Consider the following 21,638-nt stretch of genomic DNA (forward strand, 5'->3'; position numbering starts at 1 on the left):
TCCTTTAATTTAATATAGGAGTGGGGCGGTTTTTAGGGATGGGCGCTTGGAATGGGGCCTTTGCATAGATCGTTTGCAGATCAGCAATGGCTTGCGTGGATTGTTCAACGTCTTTTTGCATTAAGTCTTTAAGCTCTTGGTCAAAAACAAGGCCTTGCATCAGCTTAGACTTGGCCAAGCAGAGTGTTTTGAAATTAAGCATTTCGTGAATCTCCATTGCCTCATGAGATGCCAAGGCTTGTATATTCATAAGCCATCATTCCTCCATTCCGTTTTATTCATCAGGGATAGCTTCTCCCGAATCTATTTTAGTTATGCTTTAAACTTTTATGCTGCAATCGTGCCGTGGATTAAGATTTTTGGAAGTGTTGTGATAGGGAGGATATTTATTTGTATTATGTGTAGCGTAAACAAAAAAAGCCGGCACAGGATGTGTACCGGCTTTAACATTTTTTATTTGCATTAAAATAAGCGCCTGTGTTATGATAGGAGCGCTATTTGTGTAAATTCCATTAAATTAGACAAAGTTATCTCATCTTACTTACACTTTAATCTTATCACGATAATCACTGGTTTGTCAAATGTCCTTTTGTATCCCCATTCTAAACTGGAAAAGGAGTGTGTTCACAGGAATGATGAACGCGAAGGATTGGCAGCAGGAACAGGAACGGCTGGATATCGTTACGCAAAAGCTGCGGGCGAGAATTACCGAATTAGAGCCGGAGGTCGCTCAACTGGGTGAGCAGGCAACGGATATCCGCAAACGGTTCTGGGAGGAAGTTACGGTCAACACAAGCACGCACGAAGATTTCGAAGAAACCTTCTTCACGATTAGACAGCAAGTTTCGGTGTCTGAACGGGAGCGCAGCCACCAACGGCTAATACAGCAATGGAAGAGTATGAACCGTCTGCTGCCATCACCTTATTTCGGACGCATCGATTTTCAAGAAGATGGCCAGAACTTCAGTGAGGAAGTTTATATCGGCTTATCGTCCTTCATGGATGAAGACGGAATGAGCTTTCTAATATATGACTGGCGTACACCAATTGCGAGTTTGTATTATGATTATCCTCCAGGAATGGCTTCCTATGAAACGCCGGGCGGACGCATTACAGGGGTAATGACGCAAAAGCGGCAGTATCAGACCCGCGATGGGAAGCTCCAGAATTTGTTTGACTCGAGTTTAACGATCGGCGACGAATTGCTGCAGCAGGTGCTGGGCAAAGGTGCGAATGCACAGATGAAGAGCATCGTGGCAACGATTCAAAAGGAGCAGAATGCGATCATCCGCGATGACAAGAGCCAAATGCTAATTGTGCAGGGAGCGGCCGGCAGCGGGAAGACTTCTGCGGCGCTACAGAGGGTAGCATACTTGCTGTACAAACACCGCGAGCGACTTAAAGCCGACCAAATTGTACTTTTCTCGCCTAATCCGATGTTCAACAGCTATGTGTCTACCGTCCTTCCGGAGCTCGGCGAGGAGAATATGCAGCAAACGACGTTCCAGGAGTATCTTGAATATTGGCTTGGATCCACGCTGCATATAGAGGACCCTTTTGATCAGATTGAATATGTGTTGACGGAAGAATCAACGCAAACGTATAAGGCCCGGCTAAGTGCGATTCAATATAAAGCGTCTGAAGTTTTCCTCCGTGCTCTGCAAAGCTATACGCTGTGGCTCGGGCGGGAAGGAATGTTATTTAACAGCATTCGTTTTCGGGATCGCGATTTGATCACAGCAGAGCAAATGAAAGCGAAGTTCTATAGCTACGACCCTTCTATTCGCTTAGTAAATCGCATCGTTCTTTTGCAAGAATGGCTGCTGCAGGAGCTGGCATTGCTTGAGCGCAAGGAGCGGGATGAGCTCTGGGTACAGGAGGAACTCAATTATCTCGACAACGAACAGTACGCCGAAGCTTATAATGCCCTGCATAAAGAGGAGAGTGTCTTTCATTTTGCGGAGCAATATGAAGAAGTGTACAGCCTGCTCAAGAAGAACCAGCAAGAGGACGACACGTTTGATTTTGCCCAGCAGGAGGAGGAATATTTGCGCCGTATGATCGTAAAGGCACACTTCAAACCGCTAAGACGGAGTGTGAAGCGCTTGATGTTTGTGGATGTGCTTGGACTGTACGGCCAGCTTTTCAGCGATGATGCCACGTATCGGGAGATGACGAATGAAACAGAAGTACCTGAGCTCTGGCCGGAAATTTGCAAGCAAACCAAGGAGAAGCTGGATCGGCTCGAACTGTTCTATGAGGATACAACCCCATACTTGTATTTAAAAGAACTTATTGAGGGTACTCGAACAAACACGGAAGTGCGGCATGTGTTCGTGGATGAGGGTCAGGATTATTCCATGTTTCAATTTGCATTTCTCAAAAAGCTGTTTCCTCGTGCCCACATGACGGTGCTCGGTGATTTCGGTCAGGCCATCTTCGCTCACGCAACTGATCTGCATCAGGCTGATTCACCACTGATTCAGCTCTATGGCGAGGCCGAAACGAGCCGGATCCTCCTTGTTCGCAGTTATCGTTCAACCCGTGAGATTGTGGAATTCACCAAGCCACTTTTGCCGAACGGCGAGGAGAAGCGGGCGGTGCGAATGGCAGCAGACCTTGCGGCGCTTCAGGCCGAAGGCTTAGGCTCCATCGCTGTCATTACGAAGACCGCGAGTGAGAGCAGGGATGCTTATGAATCACTAGCGGCCCAGGGATGTCAGGCACTGCGCCTTATTACAAAGAAGACGTCATCCTTCGAGAAGGGAATCATGATCATTCCCGCTTATCTCGCTAAAGGCGTCGAGTTCGATGCCGTGCTAATTTACGATGCCTCTTCCCAGGTGTACTGCCGGGAAAGCGAACGCAAGCTCTTTTATACAGCATGTACGCGGGCCATGCATCGGCTTCTGCTTTATACGACAGGGGAGTGTTCGCCCTTTATTCAAGCGCTGGATAGGACTTTGTATGAGGTGGAGCAATAAGGATTTGATAAGCTAGACCTGATGCAGGCTTTCCGGGTTCGATCCTCCTTGGCTCTAATAACAAAGAAGCACTGCAACCATCAGGTTGTGGTGTTTTTTTGCATACCATTGCGGGACGAAACCTCTGACTTCATTCTACACTATGCTCATTGTCCCTACAGCGTTTAATCGCTCCTAACCGCCGCTAAAAGTTCATATTTTCACCAAATAGAAGCGTCCGTATTGTTACGTTATTGGAGATCAAATTGGTAGCCAGAACGAGTACCGAGGGCTAGATCGCGCGTAAAATAACAAAGTGGACAAGCAAGCCCCCTTTAGTTCTAACGGTTACCATTGCCGTTAATCCGCGGATTTTCCACTTTTTGAGAATCTAACGGTTGTATATGCGGCTATTCTAACATTTTTTAGTATGTTGCGATGAATTCGGCGCAAATAACGTGGATTACAATCGTTAGAACATCGAAGTGTTCATTTTCGACTGATTAACGGCTGTGGCAACCGTTAGAAACCCACTTGGAAACACTCGCCACCCGCTTATCACATAACGAAAAGTTGCATAGAAAAGTGATGGGGCATTTGGTTGGTATAAGTGTGCAAAAAAACTTTAACATTGATAAAAAAACCGAATGAGGGAATAACAAGAGAAATGGTGTACAAGAATTAAATGAGGGATACAGGTGGAAAAGAATCATATTCTGATTGTCGAAGATGAAGAGAAAATTGCCCGATTATTGGAGTTAGAGCTAGCGTATGAAGGATACCAAATTGGGAAAGCACATGATGGTACTGAGGGATTGTTAATGTTTCGCGAACATGCTTGGGATCTAGTATTGTTGGATGTCATGCTCCCTGGAGTCAGCGGAATTGAGGTACTTCGCCGTATCCGGTCCGGGGATCAGAATACTCCGGTTATTTTACTGACAGCAAAGGATTCGGTTGAAGACAAAGTATCCGGCTTAGATTTAGGCGCAAACGATTATATCACGAAACCGTTTCAAATTGAGGAAGTATTAGCACGAATACGAGCAACATTAAGATTGCATCATAAACAAGAGAGTGTTGATTTAGACCAAGAATGGCTTCAGGTTGCCGATTTAAAATTGAGCGCAGTGACGAGAGAAGTAATAAGGGGGGAGGATTCAATTGAACTGACTCCTCGTGAATTTGATCTGCTCGTTTTTTTGATGAAGAACTGCCGCCAAGTGCTTAGCAGGGAGCAGCTCCTAAATGGAGTCTGGGGATATGATTACTATGGAGATACGAATATTGTTGATGTTTACGTCCGCTATTTGCGTAATAAAATCGACAAGCCCTATGATCTGGCGTTAATTCATACCGTTCGGGGCGTAGGCTATGTAATGAGGGATTCACGATGAAGCTTAGAAGTAAAATTAATCTGTATACTACCGTTATATTTGTGTGCCTACTAATTCTGATAAATGGTGCAATCTATTTCTCATTTAGCCGCATGATGTATAACCATGAATTAGATCGGGCTAAGGAGGAAGCGGTAAAAACGAGCAAGGGGATTCAAGCGGGATCATCGGTTCCTCCTCAAGCATTGCTGCGCGCTTATGTGCCGATTAATGGCATGCTTCGGATCGTTAAGTCAGATGGTACATCGATTGCTGCAGTCACAGCTTCTGACGAGCAAGATCTTCTTGATCTTCCGATTAAATATCACCGCGGAGAACTACGGAAAATAATCAAATATAAAGGAGTTCCCTATGCCTTCATTTCAATTCCTACGATATGGGCTACCGGTGAAGTAACGGAATTACAAATAACAGAAAATTTGCAGTCAACCGCAACGATACTAAAAACGCTTCAGGTCGTATTTATCTTGGTAACTTTGGCTGCTACAATTCCCGTCCTTTTATCAACTCGGCTGTTGAGCAATTTTATTATACGGCCCATTTCCTCCATGATTCTTACAATGCGGGAAATTCAGAAAAGCGGTCAGTTCAAACGAATTTCTCTTCCCAAACAATCAAAGGACGAACTCTATCAACTAGGGAATACCTTTAACGATATGATGGATCTGCTTGAGGCCAATTATGAAAAGCAAGAACGGTTTGTTGCAGATGCTTCCCATGAGTTGAAAACACCCCTGACAGTCATTGAGGCGTATGCAAGCCTATTAAAACGCAGAGGGCACAAGGACCCGAAGTTATTCGAAGAATCCGTGGAAGCCATCCATTCCGAAGCGAAACGGATGATTGACATGACGCAGCAACTGCTAATACATGCAAGGCTGGATGAGAAATGGAATGTTGAAATCCAACTCATTTCCTTGCCAGAACTTGTGGAAGCTTCTGTGCGATCGTTCCGCGAAGGCTATAAACGGGAAATAAATTTGGATATAGAATCTGCTGTGACCGTAAAAACAGATCCGCAAAAATTAAAACAATTATTATATATACTAATGGATAATGCACATAAATATAGTGAAGCTCCTGTCCATGTAATTGTAAGGACAGAACATCAAAAGGCTTTCATTGAGATTATCGATCAGGGGATCGGTATCCCATCTGCTGAGATAGATAAAGTGTTTGATCGCTTATATCGGGTGGATAAGGCGAGAACAAGAAGGACAGGCGGATATGGCCTTGGTCTGCCGCTTGCGAAAGAAATTGCAACTGCTATAGGTGCTGATATTCGATTAAACAGTGTTGAAGGCCAAGGCACAATAGCTCAGATATGGCTTGAAATGAGGTAACACTCAGAGCTTTCTCATCAAATTCTTAGTTTGTTATTATGATTGTGCTCATTTTCGAAGGTTAAGATATAAATATCTTCAAAGGAAACAAAAAAATATAAATTTGGAGGAATTTCAAATGCTATACGATATAAAATTAAAAGCATTGTTTAAAAACCAAGTCCATGAACGTAAGCAATTTTCGTTGAAGTTTAAAGGAGATAGCTATCAAGGGATTTTTCATGATGGGAAAATTCAGTGGTTTCACCCACAACCTCAAAAAAAGCTGGAAGAAGTTGAGTCTAAGGTTCATGAACTGCTATCAAATCGCATGGGAAATAAATAATGAAAACCAATCATGTATTGTTTGGGGTGAGGTGACAATGATGAAAATTAGTAAATGGAAAAAAATCAGTGTAACTGCAGCAGTGTTGCTCCTTGTTGTTCTAGCGAGCTTCCAGCTGGGGAAATTGATTTCGTTTGCCAGTCCTGTATCGGCGGATGAAGCTAGTAAGCTGATTAAGGAAAGATATAGCGGAAATATAGTTAACGTAATCCAGCGTGATAATAAATATGAAATTACGATTGAATTGGATACAGGAACCTATGTAGTAGAAGTGAATCGAACGACTGGAGGGGTTGATAACCTAACAAGAACAAATCAAAATAATTTGCCAAATCCAAAGGAAAAGACAGAAGCGGAAATTAAAGATCAGATCCTCACGAAGGAAGATGCAGCTCGAATTGCTTTACAAAAAGTAAATGGCAAGGTAGATGATATTGATCTTGAACAGTCAGATGGTTTAACTTATTTCCTTGTTGAAGTTGAACGAGAGCATGCCAAGGATGCAACAGTCCAAATTAATGCGATCTCAGGAGAAGTGATGTCGATTACTTGGGAAGATTAGTTTCTATTCAGACTTTCTCATCAAGTTCTCAGTTTATTATTACGATTGTACTCATTTTCAGAGATTAAGATATAAGTATCTTCAGAAGAAACAAAATAGATTAGGGAGGAATTCAAATGCTATACGAAATTAATATAAAATCTATGTTTAAAAACCAAATCCATGAACGTAAACAATTTACGGTGAAGTTTAAAGGAAATAGTTATCAAGGGATTTTTCATGAGGGGAAAATTCAGTGGTTTAATCCGCAGCCGCAAAAAAAGGTAAAAGAAGTTGAATCTAAAGTTCATGAACTATTGTTAACGCGCATTGAAAATAAACAACGTCAATCCATATAAGGACTACCATGGTTTGGTAAATCACTGTATAATCATGGAAGCAGCCTAAACAACAATGCCCCAGCCTAAAGAGATGGTCGGGGCTTTTTTGTGCACATTATAGAGTAACCAAGCTGAGGGGTGGCTATCCTCACAATAAAAGATCTTTCTTAGCCGCATATCGGAAAGGATGGATTCGGAGCAAAGTTTGAGAACGTGATCTATTTATAACTTGGACCATAGAGGGGGATGCGGGGAGACTAAATGATGATTAATTACTTAATAACCAGCTTTGTTTTGACCATGATTATTCATACCGCAGAAACGCTGTCTTATTCTTTAAGGTATGCCGGAGTGAAAATAAACAAAATAGCCGTTGCACTGTCCTTAACGGGGATTATGGTACTGGTCTCGCGAACGGCGAACTTGATCCAAGCTCCGCTAACCGCGAAGTTTATTGATTTTGCTAGGACGGATCCTTCGTTTAACGTGCTTCAATATCTTAGAATCATCCTGATCGCGGCTTCGGTCGGGACATTCCTGGCCATTGTTCTTTTTCCTACGTTTGTGAACATTTGGGGGAGAGTGATCTCGAAGCTGGAGGTCGCGGGTTCGCTGCCGCGGCTGATTTCCAGTGTAACGATAGCCCAGCTCCGGAATACGAAGCGCTATATTACAAAGCCGACGTTTCGTTTGCGGGAGTTTAGATATTTGGGCATTTCCAAAAGGTTTATTCTCTTAAACATTATCGTAACGGCAATTTACACCGTTGGCGTACTCTCATCCTTATATGCGGCCCACTTGGTTCCTGAATTAAGTACGACGGCATCACAATCATCAGGTTTGATAAATGGAATCGCGACGATCCTGTTAACCATATTTATAGATCCCCAAGTAGGTTTGATAACGGACCGGGCCCTTAACCAGGAAAAGTATAAAGAGCAGTTGGGGAAAATATATATGCTGCTTATGACGTCGCGTTTCCTAGGTACGCTGGCTGCGCAAACTTTGCTTCTGCCGGCATCCTATTTCATATGCAAGGTCATCCAGTTAATCTAGGCAAGGGGCCAGTCCGACGAGCGGATTCGTACCCTTTAGCTGTTTTGAGAAGCTTGCTCTTCTTTGGGTTCCCAGGCTACGACATGTTTTGTATGACTGATTTTCTCATAAAAAAGCTGTGACTCCCTGCGGATGGCCGAAATGACGACGTGGATAAAGAAAGCTACACCAAGCGCAAATACAACAAGGACAATCAATACGGTGATAACCGAAGAGGAATACTCGTCTAAATTGGAGGAAATTTGGTTCAATCCAAAGATCAACCAATAGAGAATGCCATAACGAACAACAAGTGAAGACAAAGAAATTTTTGGGTTCGGTCCCGTTCGGATTAACCGGATTCGCACCATCCATTTGCCGAACGTAAATCCGCCTGTCAAATAAGGGATCAGCATAAAATAGATTCCTGACGAGAGCACAAATGAAAGCGTCAAGTGGAAAGTATGATCCAACATGTTCTGCAGGAATGACCACAGCCAGAAGTCGATGAGATAGGCTACCCCTCGCCTGATAAAAGTAACGCGCTTGGCAGCAGGATCTACATCTGCGTCTAGGCGGTCGACCTTTGGCAGTAGGCTCGTAGTCCAGTCGGCGCAGAGTACTCCAATGATGCCTCCTAACGTATTCATTAATAAATCATCAACGTCAAATACACGATAAGGGTGTTTGTAGATCCCGTATAAGCCTGTTAACTGGGTCAGCTCGAAGAACAGAGAGAGCAGGAAAGTGAGCGTAACGCAGCGAAACCATCCGAGACGATAATAATATCGTAGTACCCATCCGAAGGGAACGGTCAGCAAAATATTGAACAGAACCTGTAGAACAGCCCGCTCCTTAAGCAAGTGCAAGTAGGTCGCCGGATTGCTTATGACGATGGACGTTTCCTTCAGAATGTCGCGGATGAAATTTAGCGGAATCAGTTGAAGTCCTCCCGAGGCCATAGGAATATTATTCCTTGCAACGGGAAGTGGCAGTATAACGAGAAAAAAAGCATTCATTAAATACAGCAGAAATAAATATTTAATGATTCCCCTGTATTTATTGATATAGCCATGCTTGCGATATTGCACAATGAGAAATGGCAGCGTAAATAAGAACGCGGCAAAAGGAAAGGCGAGAAAAGCGTACTTAATCGGGAACAAATAGGATTGAAGCATAAAGCACCTGCCAATTGTGTAATTTAGAATTACGATTTAGTACGAATATGATCTCCTGTCGACCTGTATAATATTTAGCTTTTTCGTAATACCATCCCTATAAAAATGGGGCTGTCCGAATCGATTTCATTCGGAACAGCCCCATTTCTTGCGGCTTTATTTGACTGTAACCTTTAAAATATCGCTTTTCGTAATACCGCTGTTGTTTTCCAGTTCTACCTGGTACTCATACTCTCCGGCGGCTTTGCCTTCGATCTTGGTCACCGCCGACTGTGCATGCGGAGTAGAAGCTGCCAGAGCCTGGGTATCGATAAGAATGCCATTCTCGTAAAGGCGATAAACGGTTGCATTCGTGCCCCACCATAAATTCATCGTCAGTTGGTAGCTGCCGTCGCCGTCCCAATTGTCATCGGAAAGTACCGGCTTGGCTGGTGCTGCATGCTTAACGGTAACGGTTCTTGCTTCACAGGTGGCCGTACCGAATTTATTGGTAAGTTCACAGGTGTAGGTATAGGTTCCGTTTGGCCTACCCGTAATTTCCGTCGCCGCCGTTTGGGCGGAAGGAGAATCGTCCGTCAGCTTCTGCGTATCGATCAGTTGCCCGTTCTCGTAAAGCTTATACTCACTGCCGTTATTTCCCCACCACATGTTCATAGTGATCGTATAGTCGCCGTCCAGCAGGCCGGTATCGTATCCGTTATTATCGGTTAATACCGGCTTGCCAGGTGCTCCAGCAGCTTTAATCGGCTCCTCCGGTTCGTTAGGTGCCCCTACGTAAGTGATCAGTGGGGCTTTAGGCTGCTCCATGCCTTCTCCTAGGAAGAAGCCCGGATGCGGCGGCTGGTTGTAGGCAACGTTCTGCCAGGCGACCGCAAGGCGATATACCGGATCATGCATCAATGTGCGAAGCTTGTACTCCGTCGGGTCTACCGTGGTGTAGACGCGAAGCTCGGTGCTATCCTCGGATCGCCAGATGACCTCTTCTCGCCAGTCGCCGAACAGATCGGCCTGCAGAGAAGGATTTCCTTTCGTGTAGTTGTTCGATAAGGTGCCTTCAGCCGTCAGCAGGTTGATCGTCGTCTTGTTCTTGTAATCCCATTTATCGATCGTGCCTGTACCCGTTTTAGTAACATTATTCCATCTATGGTCGAGCAGCTCACGAAGAAGGTCTCCATCCCACCAGATGGCGAAGTTGGCGGAGGACGGGATCTTCTCGCTGATTAACTCGCCTCTTGCACTATAAAGCCCTGTAATCGGAATATGCTCCTCGTTCGTAATTGTCGACGCCCATGCTTCTTCGCCCGGATAATTTGGATCGATATCGGCGGTCATGCCTCTACCGGTATCCTTGCCCGTAAATACGCCCCATAGGATTTCGCCGGTGGCCGCATCATGCATCTCCAGTCCGTATTTGGCACCCGTGCTCTCATGAACCCCGAATACCTCAAGTCCAGGACGAGTCGGGTCGAGATCCCCGAAATGCAGGGCATCGCCATGTCCAAGCTCCGTGCTGTACAAAATCTTGCCATCATCATCAATCGTAATTGCGCCAAAGATGATTTCATCCTTGCCGTCGTTGTCCACGTCGCCGACCGACAGGTTGTGGTTGCCTTGGCCGACATAACTTCCATTGCCTTCATCATTCGTATCAAAACGCCACTGCTTCGTTAATTTGCCGTCCTTGAAGTTGTATGCGACCAGAACGGTACGAGTATAGTAACCCCGGCTGAAAATAACGCTAGGATGCTCTCCGTCCAAATAGGCCACAGCGGCCAGGAAGCGGTCGACCCGGTTGCCGTACGTGTCGCCCCATGCCCCCACATCTCCGCGCGGTGGGTCATATGGGACGGTAGACAATTCAGCTCCGGTCTTGCCGTCAAATACGGTGAGGAACTCGTCGCCAAGCAGAACGTAGCCTGAGCTGTTCCTATGATCCTTAGAGGCATCGCCAATAATCTTGCCTTGGCCATCGACCGTTCCGTCAGCCGTCTTTAGCACGACCTCGGCTTTGCCGTCTCCGTCCAGGTCATAAACTAGGAACGGGGAATAATGCGCTCCGGCCCGGATGTTATGGCCAAGATTAATGCGCCATAGCCGCGTTCCGTCTAACTTATAAGCATCCAAATAGACGATTCCGGTATATCCGCTCTGCGAATTATCCTTGGCATTGGAAGGCGACCACATCAGTACGATTTCATAGACGCCATCACCGTCCAGATCACCGACGCTGGCATCATTGGCAGTATACGTGTAGGGTTGGCCGTCTTTAGTATAAGCATCAGCCGGTTTTTGCAGCGGGATTGAAAGATACTGCTGCTGCCATACGCCGAACTCGCTGCTGGCGTCTTTTTCCTTGCCGCCGATGACCGTCGTTATTTTATATTTGGATTGCTCATTTCCCTTTGTATCCACGAAATTCGTGCTGTCCGAGATCGGTTCTTTATTCACTTTGATTCCGTCACGATATATGTTGAAAGTGATATTGTCCGGATCCAGCCCGAGCATTCTCCAGCCGATGTAGTTGCCGTCCTTCGTCTTTACTGCAACAGGAGCGCGATCCAAATACTCCATCTCACGGTACAGCGTCGTTACCGCCTCCGTCTTCAGCATATCCGACATCTCGGAGATGCCTCCAGCATTGACCGATGCGACTTTATAGTAATAAGGAATTGTCGTAAGTACGGTCGCATCCGTATAAGAGGCCGTTTTAGTTTTTCCTATAAGCGTGTACTCGCCATCCGCTTTAGCCGCACGATAGACATGATAGAACCGAGCCTCATCAACGGCATCCCAGGCGATGGTAACATCATTCTTATGGATGGCCTGAACGCTCAGCGCTGTCGGCACAGGAGCCAGCGGCTGGCTGGAATCGACCATGGCTACAGTTACCCCGTTCGATGGAATGGATTCAAATCCGCCATGATCCATCGAGGTTACGCTGTATACATAGGTCAGGCCTACATCCGCCGTTGTGTCGGTGAATGAGGTGTCGGTCGTTTCCCCGATCAGCTCCGGATGGGCAGCCCCTTCGGTTTGGCGGTAAACCTGATATTTGGCAGCATCCGTTGCGCTTGCCTGCCAGGATAGCTTTGCGGTGACAGGATCGCTCGCCAGTTGCAGTACATCCAACTGGAGCGAATCCGGCGCAAGCAGAATAGGTGTGATCTCCAGACCGTTGAGATGCGCTGTCTGCCCGCTGAAGACCAGGTTCATTTGCCCATCGGTCACCGCAATCTGGTTGAAGACTTTCTCGGCGATATTTTCTTTGCCGGAGGAGACTGTGCCGTAATCTTTTCCTTCGATATTGACATCGGTTCGCGTCGAGCCGATCCAATCTCCCGTATAAGTCTTGACGGAGTAAGAACCGTTCGGCAAATCGACCTTGAATTCATAGCTTCCGCCAAAATAGATGACGAAATCCCGGCGCAGTGCGTCCGTTGCATTTCCGCGATCCCGATCGTCCATGCCCGCGCCCCTGGTTAGCCCGTAACCGCGCTCGGGCGTATACAGTGTTTGGCGATTTACCTCCGTATAGCCTTCGGCCACTGGGGCGCCAACTGGACCGAAATCGTATTTGTATTGGGCAGATTTCGTTCCAATGCGAATTTCATCCGAAGGCTCGGATTCTCCCCGGCCATTAACGGCAGTAATGCGAACGGTATAGGCTGTGCCCTCTGTCATGCCGCTGATCGTAATGGAGGGAATCGTTGAGGTCCCGATCATCTTGTAGGCTGACTCCGGCTCCGTGGCCAGTTTACGGTAAACTTTGTAGATTTCTGCTGATTCGGCGGCACTCCATTTCAGGACTGCACCAGCATTGCTAATGCTGCCTGCTGTCAGACCTTGCGGCTTGGCTGGCACATGGTCAGGCTGCTCGATCTCCTTCACATAACCCGAGAGCGGCATTAATCCGAGCTGCTGTATTCCGCCGGCAACGAGTTTGGCGATTTGGATTGCGCCGTATTCCTGGAAGTGAGTGTCGTCTGCAGACCCATTAGGGAACGCTTGATAGACGCCCGGATCTACGTGCAGAAATGCGGAACGGGCTGCTTCCGGCCCAATGGAGTCGTAGTATGCAACGCTTAACGCACTTAAGTCGACGAGCTCCACATCAAACTCATTCGCAACTTCCTTCATCGATTTCACGTATTCGGGGAAGCTGACATTGAACTTGCCTGTAGCTGCGTTGAAATCCCTGCGGCCAACAGGGGTAATAAGAATAGGGATAGCCCCGCGCTGCTTTGCACCAAGAACATAGGATTTCAGATAGATTTTGAAATCCTCGGGCGAGGTATAACGCTCAGGTCTGCTAATCGTTGCGTCGTTATGGCCGAATTGGACAAGCAAATAATCACCGGGCTTAATCGCCCGCAGAATTTCGTCCAGTCTGCCTTCATATACAAATGACCTTGAGCTGCGGCCGCCGATGGCGCGATTATCGATGCGGACATCGTCCGTAAAGTAGCGGCCGAACATCTGGCCCCAGCCTGCCTGCGGCTGCCAATAAGGGTCGTACGTTTGAACCGTTGAATCGCTGGCGAGATAAACGACCGGTTGATTGCCTGGCACACGATCCAGCTGTTTACGGATAACGAGGGTATTGATATTTGGTGCCGTACCCGTAAAATCCAGATTCAATTGTCCGTCAATCAAAGCGATATCGAAATCCATTTCCAAATATTGCCCAGCCGGTTTGGCTGTTTGCTGCACCTTTTGAATCGTCTCTACTGCAATGGCGATATCTGTCGGCCCGCTCTCATCGCCAGCGATTAGCGAGACCGTATAATCGCCATTCGGGAGATCCACAATAAATGATGTATCTCTCGGAATGACGAAATCGGATTTCAGCGGGTTGGCTATTCCGCGGTCCTGTTCAGAGACCTTGGATGGATCAGTGAATCCGTAACCCAGCTCCTGAGAGTAGGGAGTAGCGGCTGTGACTCGTTTGTAACCGCTTGCAATTTCGCCAGGGCCGAAGTCAAAGCGGAGCTCATCGTTATCCAGTAAGGGGGCAGGAGCGTCATAGACAGCGCTTGTGACTGTCTCAAGTGAGGAGTTTAGGGATTTCGGTTCAACTGCGTGAGCATTTGACCCGAAGGGGAGTATGGTGCTGAAAAGCATAACCGTAATTAAAAAAATAAGGAATGGATGTTTATAAACGTTGCTTTGCATAAATGCCATACCCTCTTTCTAATTTAGTATAGTAAGGCTCGTTCGATTGCAAGCGATTACAAATAAACTGAAATAACAACAGTTATTTCTTGTCAATAATAATTTCCCCCCTTTCATGAAATAATTTTGAAATATTTGCTAATTACAATAAAGATAATAGCATTTTTATCCGGCAATAAAGGTTCACAAAACAGTTATCTTTCCTTAAAAATCAGACTTCCTGGAAAATAGGCTTGCTTACAGCGATGCATAAAATGGCTTGTTTATCTGCATCCTATAGTTGGACTATATAAGAACTGAAGGGGGTGCATACGAAATGAGCAAGGAGACACATGGCCTCAGCAAATATGAAGTGCAGCGGACTCCGTTGAATAAGATGCCTGTTCCAGACAAGGAAAGAGAAGAGTTTGCCAAAGAAATGGTTGAAGATGCCAAGGCGGCATTTGGGAAGGAACATACTGAGCATAAGGAATAATATGTCCTGAATCGGGGATATCGAGGGTGCCTTGACGGTTAGAAACCGCGGGGCGCCCTTGTTGGCGTAGTTATTTTCCGAAACAATCGGCGGCGAATATGGCTTTTGAACGAAGAGAGGAGTTGAACAACCGGATCTCGAATACTATCATGAATATTAGAATACATAAGAGGAGAACTTTATTGTGGAGCTTACAGTTCAACTGCTCAAAAATACGGAGGATGCCCCGTTCGAATTATTAATGCTTGCCGATCCCTCTGAACGGAATGTGAAGGAATATTTGTCGAGAGGTCAATGCTACATCGCCACGAATGGACTTGAAACCATCGGTGTATTCGTATTGCTAAGGACGCGTCCAGAGACGATCGAGATCATGAATATTGCCGTACGCGAAGACTATCAGGGCCAAGGCATTGGCAAGCAATTAGTCTTGCGTGCGATTGGAGAGGCCATAGAGCAGCAAGCAATGACGATTGAAATTGGCACTGGAAACTCGAGTCTGAGCCAACTGGGGTTATATCAGAAATGCGGATTCAGAATTACGGGGGTGGATCGCGATTTCTTTATCCGGCATTATGATGAGGCGATATTTGAGAACGGAATACAGTGCAGGGATATGATAAGGTTAAGTTACGATGCACCAGGAGTAGACAGCAGGTAACAAGACCATTGCTATTTCATAGAGACACCCGGAGATGAATTGAATAGCAGAAAGAGAAACCCTTTGGTCAGATGATTAAAGGGTTTCTCTTGTATACAGCAGCAGCTCAGTTGCCTATTAATTCACTTTCGTAAACAGCCATTTCTGGGCATCCGTACCGTTATCGGTCCATTGCTGGACTGCGGCACCGTCTGCTGTCGAGGAACTGGCCACATCCATGACCAGGCCGCTAGCCTTTGACACCAGCTTATAGTAGCCTCCGCCCGCATCGACTAACATCCACCGCTGGGCATTGGTTCCATTGTCGGTCCACTGCTGCAGTTGCACGCCGCTCGCCGTGCTGGAGCTTGGCACGTCCAGCACTTTGCCGCTGTGCATGGCTGTCAGCTTATAATACCCGTCTCCTGTGCTTTCAACTTTAAAGCGCTGGTTGCTGGCGCTGTAATTGGTCCATTGCTGCATTTTGGCGCCATCCGCGGTGGAGACGTCCAGGACATCCAGCACTTTGCCGCTCGCTTTGGAGGTCAGCGTGTAAACACCGCCATTCACGATGTTTGGCGAACTCGCAGCTTGATATACGCGTACATAATCGACCAGCATTTGCGACGGGAAAGGCGTCGAAGCATTAGGGCTTCCCGGCCAGTTGCCGCCGACGGCCATATTCAGCAGGATGAAGAATGGCTTCTGGAATTCCTCCGTATTGCCGGTGCCGTTCGCAATATAGAACTCGTTAAATTGGACGCCGTCTACAAACCAGCGAATGTAGTTCGGATCCCATTCAATGCTGTACGTATGGAATTGGGAGAAGTCAAGATTTCCCGACGTGCGCCCATACTCCGCATGGCCATTCGCATCCCAATGTACGGTGCCGTTCACGAAAGAGTTGTTGTTGACCCGTTCCATGATATCGATTTCACCGGATCTCGGCCAACCGACCGTTGTAATGTTGGAGCCCAGCATCCAGAATGCCGGCCACAGCCCTTGTCCGGAAGGAAGCTTGATTCTAGCTTCTACTTTACCGTAGGTAAAGTTCTTCAGTCCTTGGGTTTTGATCCGGGCAGAAGTGTAATTCATGCCGCCGTAGGATTCCTTCTGGGCAGTAATGACAAGATTGCCTCCCGTCACTTGAAGGTTCTGCGGGCGGTTCGTATAGTACTGCAGTTCGTTGTTGCCCCAGCCTCCGCTGCCGGTACCGATTTCGGCTGTCCAGTTGGCCGAGTTCAGGGAATTGCCGTCAAACTCGTCGCTCCATACGAGGTTCCAGTTGGGTGCAGCGCTAGTATTCCCGGTGGGCACGAAAGAAATCAGAAGAGTAAGCAGCAAAAAAAGATACAATAATTTCCCGCGTTTCAACATGATTTTTCGCTCCTTTATAGAAGTTAGTCTTGCAGGATTGCTTACACGCTGCGCTTGCGTGCAAAACTACTGAACCGGTTTCGATTTAATAAATGATAACGCTATCATCCCTTTCATTTCCATTATACGGGCAAATTGTTAGCGATTTCAACTAAAATTTATATTTTTAGTTGAAGATTATATAATATAGGAAAATAAGGGTGGTTGGCTGAAGCCGGATTAGTTTTCACACTAGCGAACCTCCTGTCCGTCAGGAATTTTGCATTAACGCATGCCCGTCTTAGCCGTCTAGAGTCAGTGTTAACTTATTCATAACCCTTTCTGGCCTCCTTCAGGATAAAATGATGGTGCATTACCGGTATTTTCAAGTTTGGAGGATTTATAGGGATGAGTGACACAGGCAAGTCTCGGAGAAGAAGATGGGGATGGAAGCTGGGCTTCCCTCTAGCGATTCTATTACTGCTAGGCGTAGGTTATTACGGGTATTCTTTTATTCATTTTGGACAACAAATTCAGAAGAAGAATGAACAAACAGGCGGAGGAGAACAGCAACCCGACGAATTTGTCCTTCCGGAGTGGGAAGGGAAAGAGCGGTTAAACATTTTGCTTCTCGGCGGAGATGGGAGATTGGATGAGGACCCTGGACGCTCGGATACGATCATGGTCGCTTCGATTGATCCTGCCTCAAAGACGGTCCATTTATTCTCGATTTTGCGGGACACCTATGTCGAAATTCCCGGACACGGGAACAATCGCATCAACACCGCGCTTGCTTTTGGCGGGAAAGAGGGTCCGGAGCTGGCTAGCAAAACTGTGGGAGATTTACTTGGCATCCCGATTCAATATTACGTTTTTGTGGAGTTTGAAAGCTTCATTCAGTTGGTCGATGCTATCGGAGGGGTAGACTTCTATGTTGAAAAAGATATGAAGTATACCGATACGGCGGATAAATCGCATTATCAGATTGATTTGAAGGAAGGGATGCAGCATCTTGACGGGAACAAGGCGCTGCAATATGTGAGGTTCCGTAAAGATGCTCTTTCAGACTATACACGGACAGAGCGCCAGCGTGAGTTCTTGAAGGCCGTCGCCAAGAAAATGCAAAATGTCACGACCCTCGTGAATCTGCCGCAGATTTTAAATCAAATCGCTCCTTATGTGCAGACGAATATGGATTCTAGGACGATGCTGAAGCTGGCCGGATTATGCTATAAGATCAATCAGGACTCCATCCACTCCAGTCAGCTGCCGCCGCTGGACATGCTGCGGGAAGAGAAGATCAAAGGCGCGTCCGTCATAACCGTAGACCAAAACCGTCTGCAGAAATATGTCGAGGAGCTCTTATCCTCCAGTTCGGCAGCGGCTGAACAGCATGATCAATAAGGACGAGGGGATATCGCTTTGAGTAACATCAAACCAAGAGGCAGACCGGATTTTATTCTGCTTATTCTAACGATTTTGCTCGTGGGCTTCGGGCTCATTATGGTCTTTAGCGCCAGTTCCACTTTGGCTGTTTATAAGCATCAGGAGGCTATGTTTTACATATACAGGCAAGGCTTATTTGCAGCGATCGGTCTGTTCCTTATGCTGTTCTTGATGGGAATTCCTTTTATACGCTGGAAAAAAATCGCGCCGATCCTGCTGCTTTTTACACTGATTCTACTGATTCTGGTGCTGATTATCGGGGCTTCGATCAATGGAGCCAAACGGTGGATTGTGCTCGGCAGCTTCAATCTCCAGCCGTCCGAGTGGACGAAGCTCTCTTTGATCCTATATTTAGCGGCACTCATTAGCAATAAGGGCGAGCGAATCAGAGACTTCAAAAAAGGGCTTTTGCCGATCCTCGTCGTAGCCGGCATAGTTATCGTTCTGATCATGCTCCAGCCTGACTTCGGTACGATGTCCATTATTTGCATCATTACGCTGGCTTGCATGATCGTAGGTGGAGCTAATTTGCGCCATATTATGCTGCTTGGTTTAAGCGCTTTGCCGTTTTTGGCGTATGTGGCCATGAGCAAAAGTTATCGCATTCAGCGGCTTACTTCGTTTTTAAACCCGCTTGCCGATCCTACCAATACGGGATATCAGATTTTGCAATCGCTTATGGCCTTAGGCCATGGCGGATTGACAGGCACTGGGCTAGGAGGAAGCGTTCAAAAGCTACAGTATTTGCCCGAGGCGCATACCGATTTTATTTTTGCCATTATCGGCGAAGAGTTCGGCTTTGTCGGCTCTTTTCTGTTTATCGTTCTGTTCTTTTGGCTGCTCTCTCGGGGATTCCTCATCGCCTTGAAGAGCCAGGATTTATTCAGATTGATTGCTGGCATAGGCATTGTAATCATGATCTTTATTCAATTTGCGCTCAATGTCGGGGCGGTAGTCGGTATATTGCCGGTTACGGGCGTACCGCTGCCTTTTATCAGCTATGGCGGGTCTGCGCTGCTTACGAATATGGCTGCCGTGGGCTTATTGCTCAGCATATCCCGCGAGAATAATCGGCTTCTTGCGGAGCAGAAGCTTTGATATATAATAGAAGATGCTCAAGCCAAGCATACCCCTCAGCCTTAGATAAGAGCGTCTACGGCTGGGGTTTTTGTTGTTTAAAATACGATGTAATAGGAAGTGAAAAGAGAGCTATGTCAAATCATGATCAAGTTTATTTATCTCAAGCCGGGGCTTATGACGCGATGATCAGCAGGCAGCCTGATCTATCTGAAATCGTCCGGCAAATAAGACCTTACCGGAATTTGGACGTGCTTGATTTAGGAGCGGGCTCCGGAAGGCTGGCCTCATTTCTCGCTTCAGAAGCCAAAACGCTCATATGCACCGACGCATCACAGCCCATGCTGGATATTCTAGATCGAAAATTGACAGAACAGAATTTTGTCCGCAACTGGATTATAGTAGAGGCGGATCATAGATCGCTGCCTATCCCCGACTCGTCCATAGACCTCGTGGTGTCTGGATGGAGCATTTGTTACCTTGCGAGCTCAAATCATCAGGATTGGGAGATGAATCTGGAGAAAATTTTTACAGAACTGAAGCGCATTCTCAAACCTAACGGGACAATCATCATATTCGAGACGATGGGTACCGGAACGGAAACGCCCGACCCGCCAGGATTCCTTACTTCCTACTACTCCCTGCTTGAGCAAAAATACGGGTTCCAGCATCGATGGATCAGGGCAGACTATACTTTCGCGTCCGTGGAAGAGACTATTGAACATACTGAATTTTTCTTTGGCGAGGAGTTGGCCGAGCGGATAAAGAACAATCGCTGGTCAAGCTTGCCCGAATGCGCAGGAGTATGGTGGAAGCAGTTTTCCGCAAACGATTTTTGATCGGATCACCGGCTGTGCTTGTCCAGTAATACCCAAACATATTGGTTAATATCTTTATCCATTTACCTTGAGGTGAGTGGATATTTTTTTTCCAAACAACACATTTACTCAATTTCGCAAGGTATGGCTGATTTCTATTGCCTCCGTTGGCAGAGATTGGTTAAAATAGAATATATGATATTGAGAATCATTTTCAGTTAGAGGGTGGTTCCTTTTATTTTAAGGAGGAATTTTTATGATTTCAGATCATTCACATTCATATACAGTAGATTCGCTGGGGGATGAACCTAGTACAAAGAAAGAGCTATTAGAGATCAAGCAATACATGGAAGAGCATTTTCACGAACCGCTAACCATTGCCCAATTGGCCGAGATGGCGAATATCAGCCCGAAGTATTTCGTTGATTTATTCAAAAAGAGCTTCGGAAAGAGCGCTATGAAATATTTATCCGAACTGCGCATCAATCAGGCCAAGCGCTATTTGCTCTCCTCGGGGGAGCAGCTGAGGCTGCGGGACATTGCTCAAATGGTAGGTTACAGCGATGAATTTTACTTTAGCCGCAAATTTAAAAAAGAGGTGGGCATATCCCCCTCGGACTACATCAAGAGAGCGAAGCTGCGCATCGCGGCCTGCTCTCCCGAGATTGCCGGACTGCTGCTGGCCCTGGATATAATTCCGGTGGCTGCTCCGCTGGATCCGAAGTGGACGGCTTATTATTATAACGATTACCGGATGAAGATTACGTCCCATTTGCAGCTCTTGGAGCCTTACAACCAGTTAGCATTTGCAGCCAATATGGAGAAGCTGGCTGGACTTCGGCCTGATGCGATTATCGGAACCGATCGGCTCGCGAGAAGCGAGCAGGTCAAGCTAAGCAGTATTGCGGAGACCTACTTCGTGCCTGCGGTGAGCTGCGGATGGCGAGAGCAGCTGCGTTTGCTTGCCCGTTTTTTGGAGAGGGAAGAGAAGGCCGAGCGGTGGATCGGACAGTATGAGTTAAAAGTCCAGGCAGCGAGAAAAGAGATCGGAAAAACGTTAGGCAATGACAACATCCTGGTACTGCGGATTTATGGAGATCGCATCCACACGTATTGGAATCGCGGAATACTAGATGTGCTGGTTGAGGACTTGAAAATAAAACCGGCTTGTCCCGCTTCTTTGTCAGATAATCGTCAGCTTAAGCTTGAGGAGCTGGCAGCCATCAATCCAAGCCGGATACTGGCCGTCGTATGTGCGGAATCGGCATCCCGTTCCCACTGGCTATCTCTGCAGCATTCCAGGCAGTGGCGGCAATTGCAGGCCGTAAAGAACGGCCAAGTGCATTCGATTCCGTCCGACCCCTGGTTCGAATACTCCGCGCTTTCTATAAGCCGCATGCTGGATGAGGCGCTGCTCATGTTTACAGGAAAATGTCCATATCGTTTACAGGATACCGTCCATGGTGCTACCTAGGGAACATGATCTATAATCATTCTCAATGATAATCATTATCAAGTTGAGAGGGGAAAG

17 protein-coding genes are annotated in these 21,638 nt (G+C 46.7%); 13 read left to right on the top strand and 4 right to left on the bottom strand.

The genetic code is table 11. The annotated features are described in order from the left end of the window. Positions 1 to 4: 4 nt before the first annotated feature. Complete coding sequence (locus ACYUJT_RS04210) at positions 5 to 250, bottom strand: spore gernimation protein GerQ (protein WP_460319027.1); 246 nt, start codon at positions 248 to 250, stop codon at positions 5 to 7. Between the two features lie 385 nt (positions 251 to 635). On the opposite strand from ACYUJT_RS04210, the gene helD reads away from it, so the two are divergent. From helD to ACYUJT_RS04245, 7 genes are all read left to right on the top strand, one after another. Continuing rightward, a complete protein-coding gene (gene helD / locus ACYUJT_RS04215) occupies positions 636 to 2,984 on the top strand; it encodes an RNA polymerase recycling motor HelD (RefSeq protein ID WP_460319766.1) in 2,349 nt (782 codons plus the stop codon). Between the two features lie 677 nt (positions 2,985 to 3,661). Further along, positions 3,662 to 4,360, top strand: a complete 699-nt coding sequence (locus ACYUJT_RS04220; protein WP_460319028.1) for a response regulator transcription factor — start codon at positions 3,662 to 3,664, stop codon at positions 4,358 to 4,360. After that, on the top strand, positions 4,357 to 5,703 hold the full coding sequence (locus ACYUJT_RS04225; RefSeq protein WP_460319029.1) for a sensor histidine kinase: 1,347 nt from the start codon (positions 4,357 to 4,359) through the stop codon (positions 5,701 to 5,703). Before ACYUJT_RS04220 ends, ACYUJT_RS04225 begins: the two co-directional genes overlap by 4 nt. Before the next feature lie 118 nt (positions 5,704 to 5,821). Continuing rightward, positions 5,822 to 6,028 carry a DUF5342 family protein gene (locus ACYUJT_RS04230; RefSeq protein WP_460319030.1) on the top strand — a complete coding sequence of 69 codons (207 nt, stop codon included), beginning with the start codon at positions 5,822 to 5,824 and terminating at the stop codon, positions 6,026 to 6,028. Then, a complete protein-coding gene (locus ACYUJT_RS04235; RefSeq protein ID WP_460319032.1) occupies positions 5,994 to 6,590 on the top strand; it encodes a PepSY domain-containing protein in 597 nt (198 codons plus the stop codon). The genes ACYUJT_RS04230 and ACYUJT_RS04235 overlap by 35 nt, the downstream gene beginning before the upstream one ends. A 116-nt stretch (positions 6,591 to 6,706) precedes the next feature. After that, positions 6,707 to 6,928: a DUF5342 family protein gene (locus tag ACYUJT_RS04240; RefSeq protein WP_460319033.1), complete on the top strand. Its 222-nt coding sequence runs from the start codon at positions 6,707 to 6,709 to the stop codon at positions 6,926 to 6,928. A 246-nt stretch (positions 6,929 to 7,174) separates the two neighbouring features. Next, on the top strand, positions 7,175 to 7,966 hold the full coding sequence (locus ACYUJT_RS04245; RefSeq protein ID WP_460319034.1) for a lipid II flippase Amj family protein: 792 nt from the start codon (positions 7,175 to 7,177) through the stop codon (positions 7,964 to 7,966). A gap of 35 nt (positions 7,967 to 8,001) precedes the next feature. Here the strand turns inward: ACYUJT_RS04245 and ACYUJT_RS04250 are convergent, their stop codons facing one another. Together ACYUJT_RS04250 and ACYUJT_RS04255 are read right to left on the bottom strand one after the other, a co-directional pair. Further along, entirely contained in the window at positions 8,002 to 9,123 is a 1,122-nt protein-coding gene (locus ACYUJT_RS04250; protein WP_460319037.1) for a VanZ family protein, read from the bottom strand. Positions 9,124 to 9,279: 156 nt separating this feature from the next. Then, entirely contained in the window at positions 9,280 to 14,304 is a 5,025-nt protein-coding gene (locus tag ACYUJT_RS04255; RefSeq protein ID WP_460319038.1) for a rhamnogalacturonan lyase family protein, read from the bottom strand. 307 nt (positions 14,305 to 14,611) lie between these two features. On the opposite strand from ACYUJT_RS04255, the gene ACYUJT_RS04260 reads away from it, so the two are divergent. Further along, the gene (locus ACYUJT_RS04260; protein ID WP_460319039.1) at positions 14,612 to 14,770 is read left to right on the top strand and encodes a hypothetical protein; all 159 of its coding nucleotides are present in this window, start codon (positions 14,612 to 14,614) and stop codon (positions 14,768 to 14,770) included. 241 nt (positions 14,771 to 15,011) lie between these two features. Then, positions 15,012 to 15,431, top strand: a complete 420-nt coding sequence (locus ACYUJT_RS04265; RefSeq protein ID WP_460319767.1) for a GNAT family N-acetyltransferase — start codon at positions 15,012 to 15,014, stop codon at positions 15,429 to 15,431. 117 nt (positions 15,432 to 15,548) lie between these two features. On the opposite strand, the gene ACYUJT_RS04270 is transcribed toward ACYUJT_RS04265, so the two are convergent. Further along, the gene (locus ACYUJT_RS04270; protein WP_460319040.1) at positions 15,549 to 16,787 is read right to left on the bottom strand and encodes an RICIN domain-containing protein; all 1,239 of its coding nucleotides are present in this window, start codon (positions 16,785 to 16,787) and stop codon (positions 15,549 to 15,551) included. 387 nt (positions 16,788 to 17,174) lie between these two features. On the opposite strand from ACYUJT_RS04270, the gene ACYUJT_RS04275 reads away from it, so the two are divergent. From ACYUJT_RS04275 to ACYUJT_RS04290, 4 genes are all read left to right on the top strand, one after another. After that, positions 17,175 to 18,170, top strand: coding sequence for an LCP family protein (locus ACYUJT_RS04275; protein WP_460319042.1), 996 nt, complete (start codon positions 17,175 to 17,177; stop codon positions 18,168 to 18,170). An 18-nt stretch (positions 18,171 to 18,188) separates the two neighbouring features. Continuing rightward, positions 18,189 to 19,310 carry a putative lipid II flippase FtsW gene (ftsW, locus tag ACYUJT_RS04280; RefSeq protein WP_460319043.1) on the top strand — a complete coding sequence of 374 codons (1,122 nt, stop codon included), beginning with the start codon at positions 18,189 to 18,191 and terminating at the stop codon, positions 19,308 to 19,310. A gap of 113 nt (positions 19,311 to 19,423) precedes the next feature. Continuing rightward, positions 19,424 to 20,128, top strand: coding sequence for a class I SAM-dependent methyltransferase (locus ACYUJT_RS04285; protein WP_460319045.1), 705 nt, complete (start codon positions 19,424 to 19,426; stop codon positions 20,126 to 20,128). A 235-nt stretch (positions 20,129 to 20,363) separates the two neighbouring features. Next, positions 20,364 to 21,581, top strand: a complete 1,218-nt coding sequence (locus ACYUJT_RS04290) for an AraC family transcriptional regulator (protein WP_460319047.1) — start codon at positions 20,364 to 20,366, stop codon at positions 21,579 to 21,581. The last annotated feature ends 57 nt before the right edge of the window (positions 21,582 to 21,638 follow it).

The sequence above is a fragment of the Paenibacillus sp. YSY-4.3 genome (genome assembly GCF_054767475.1).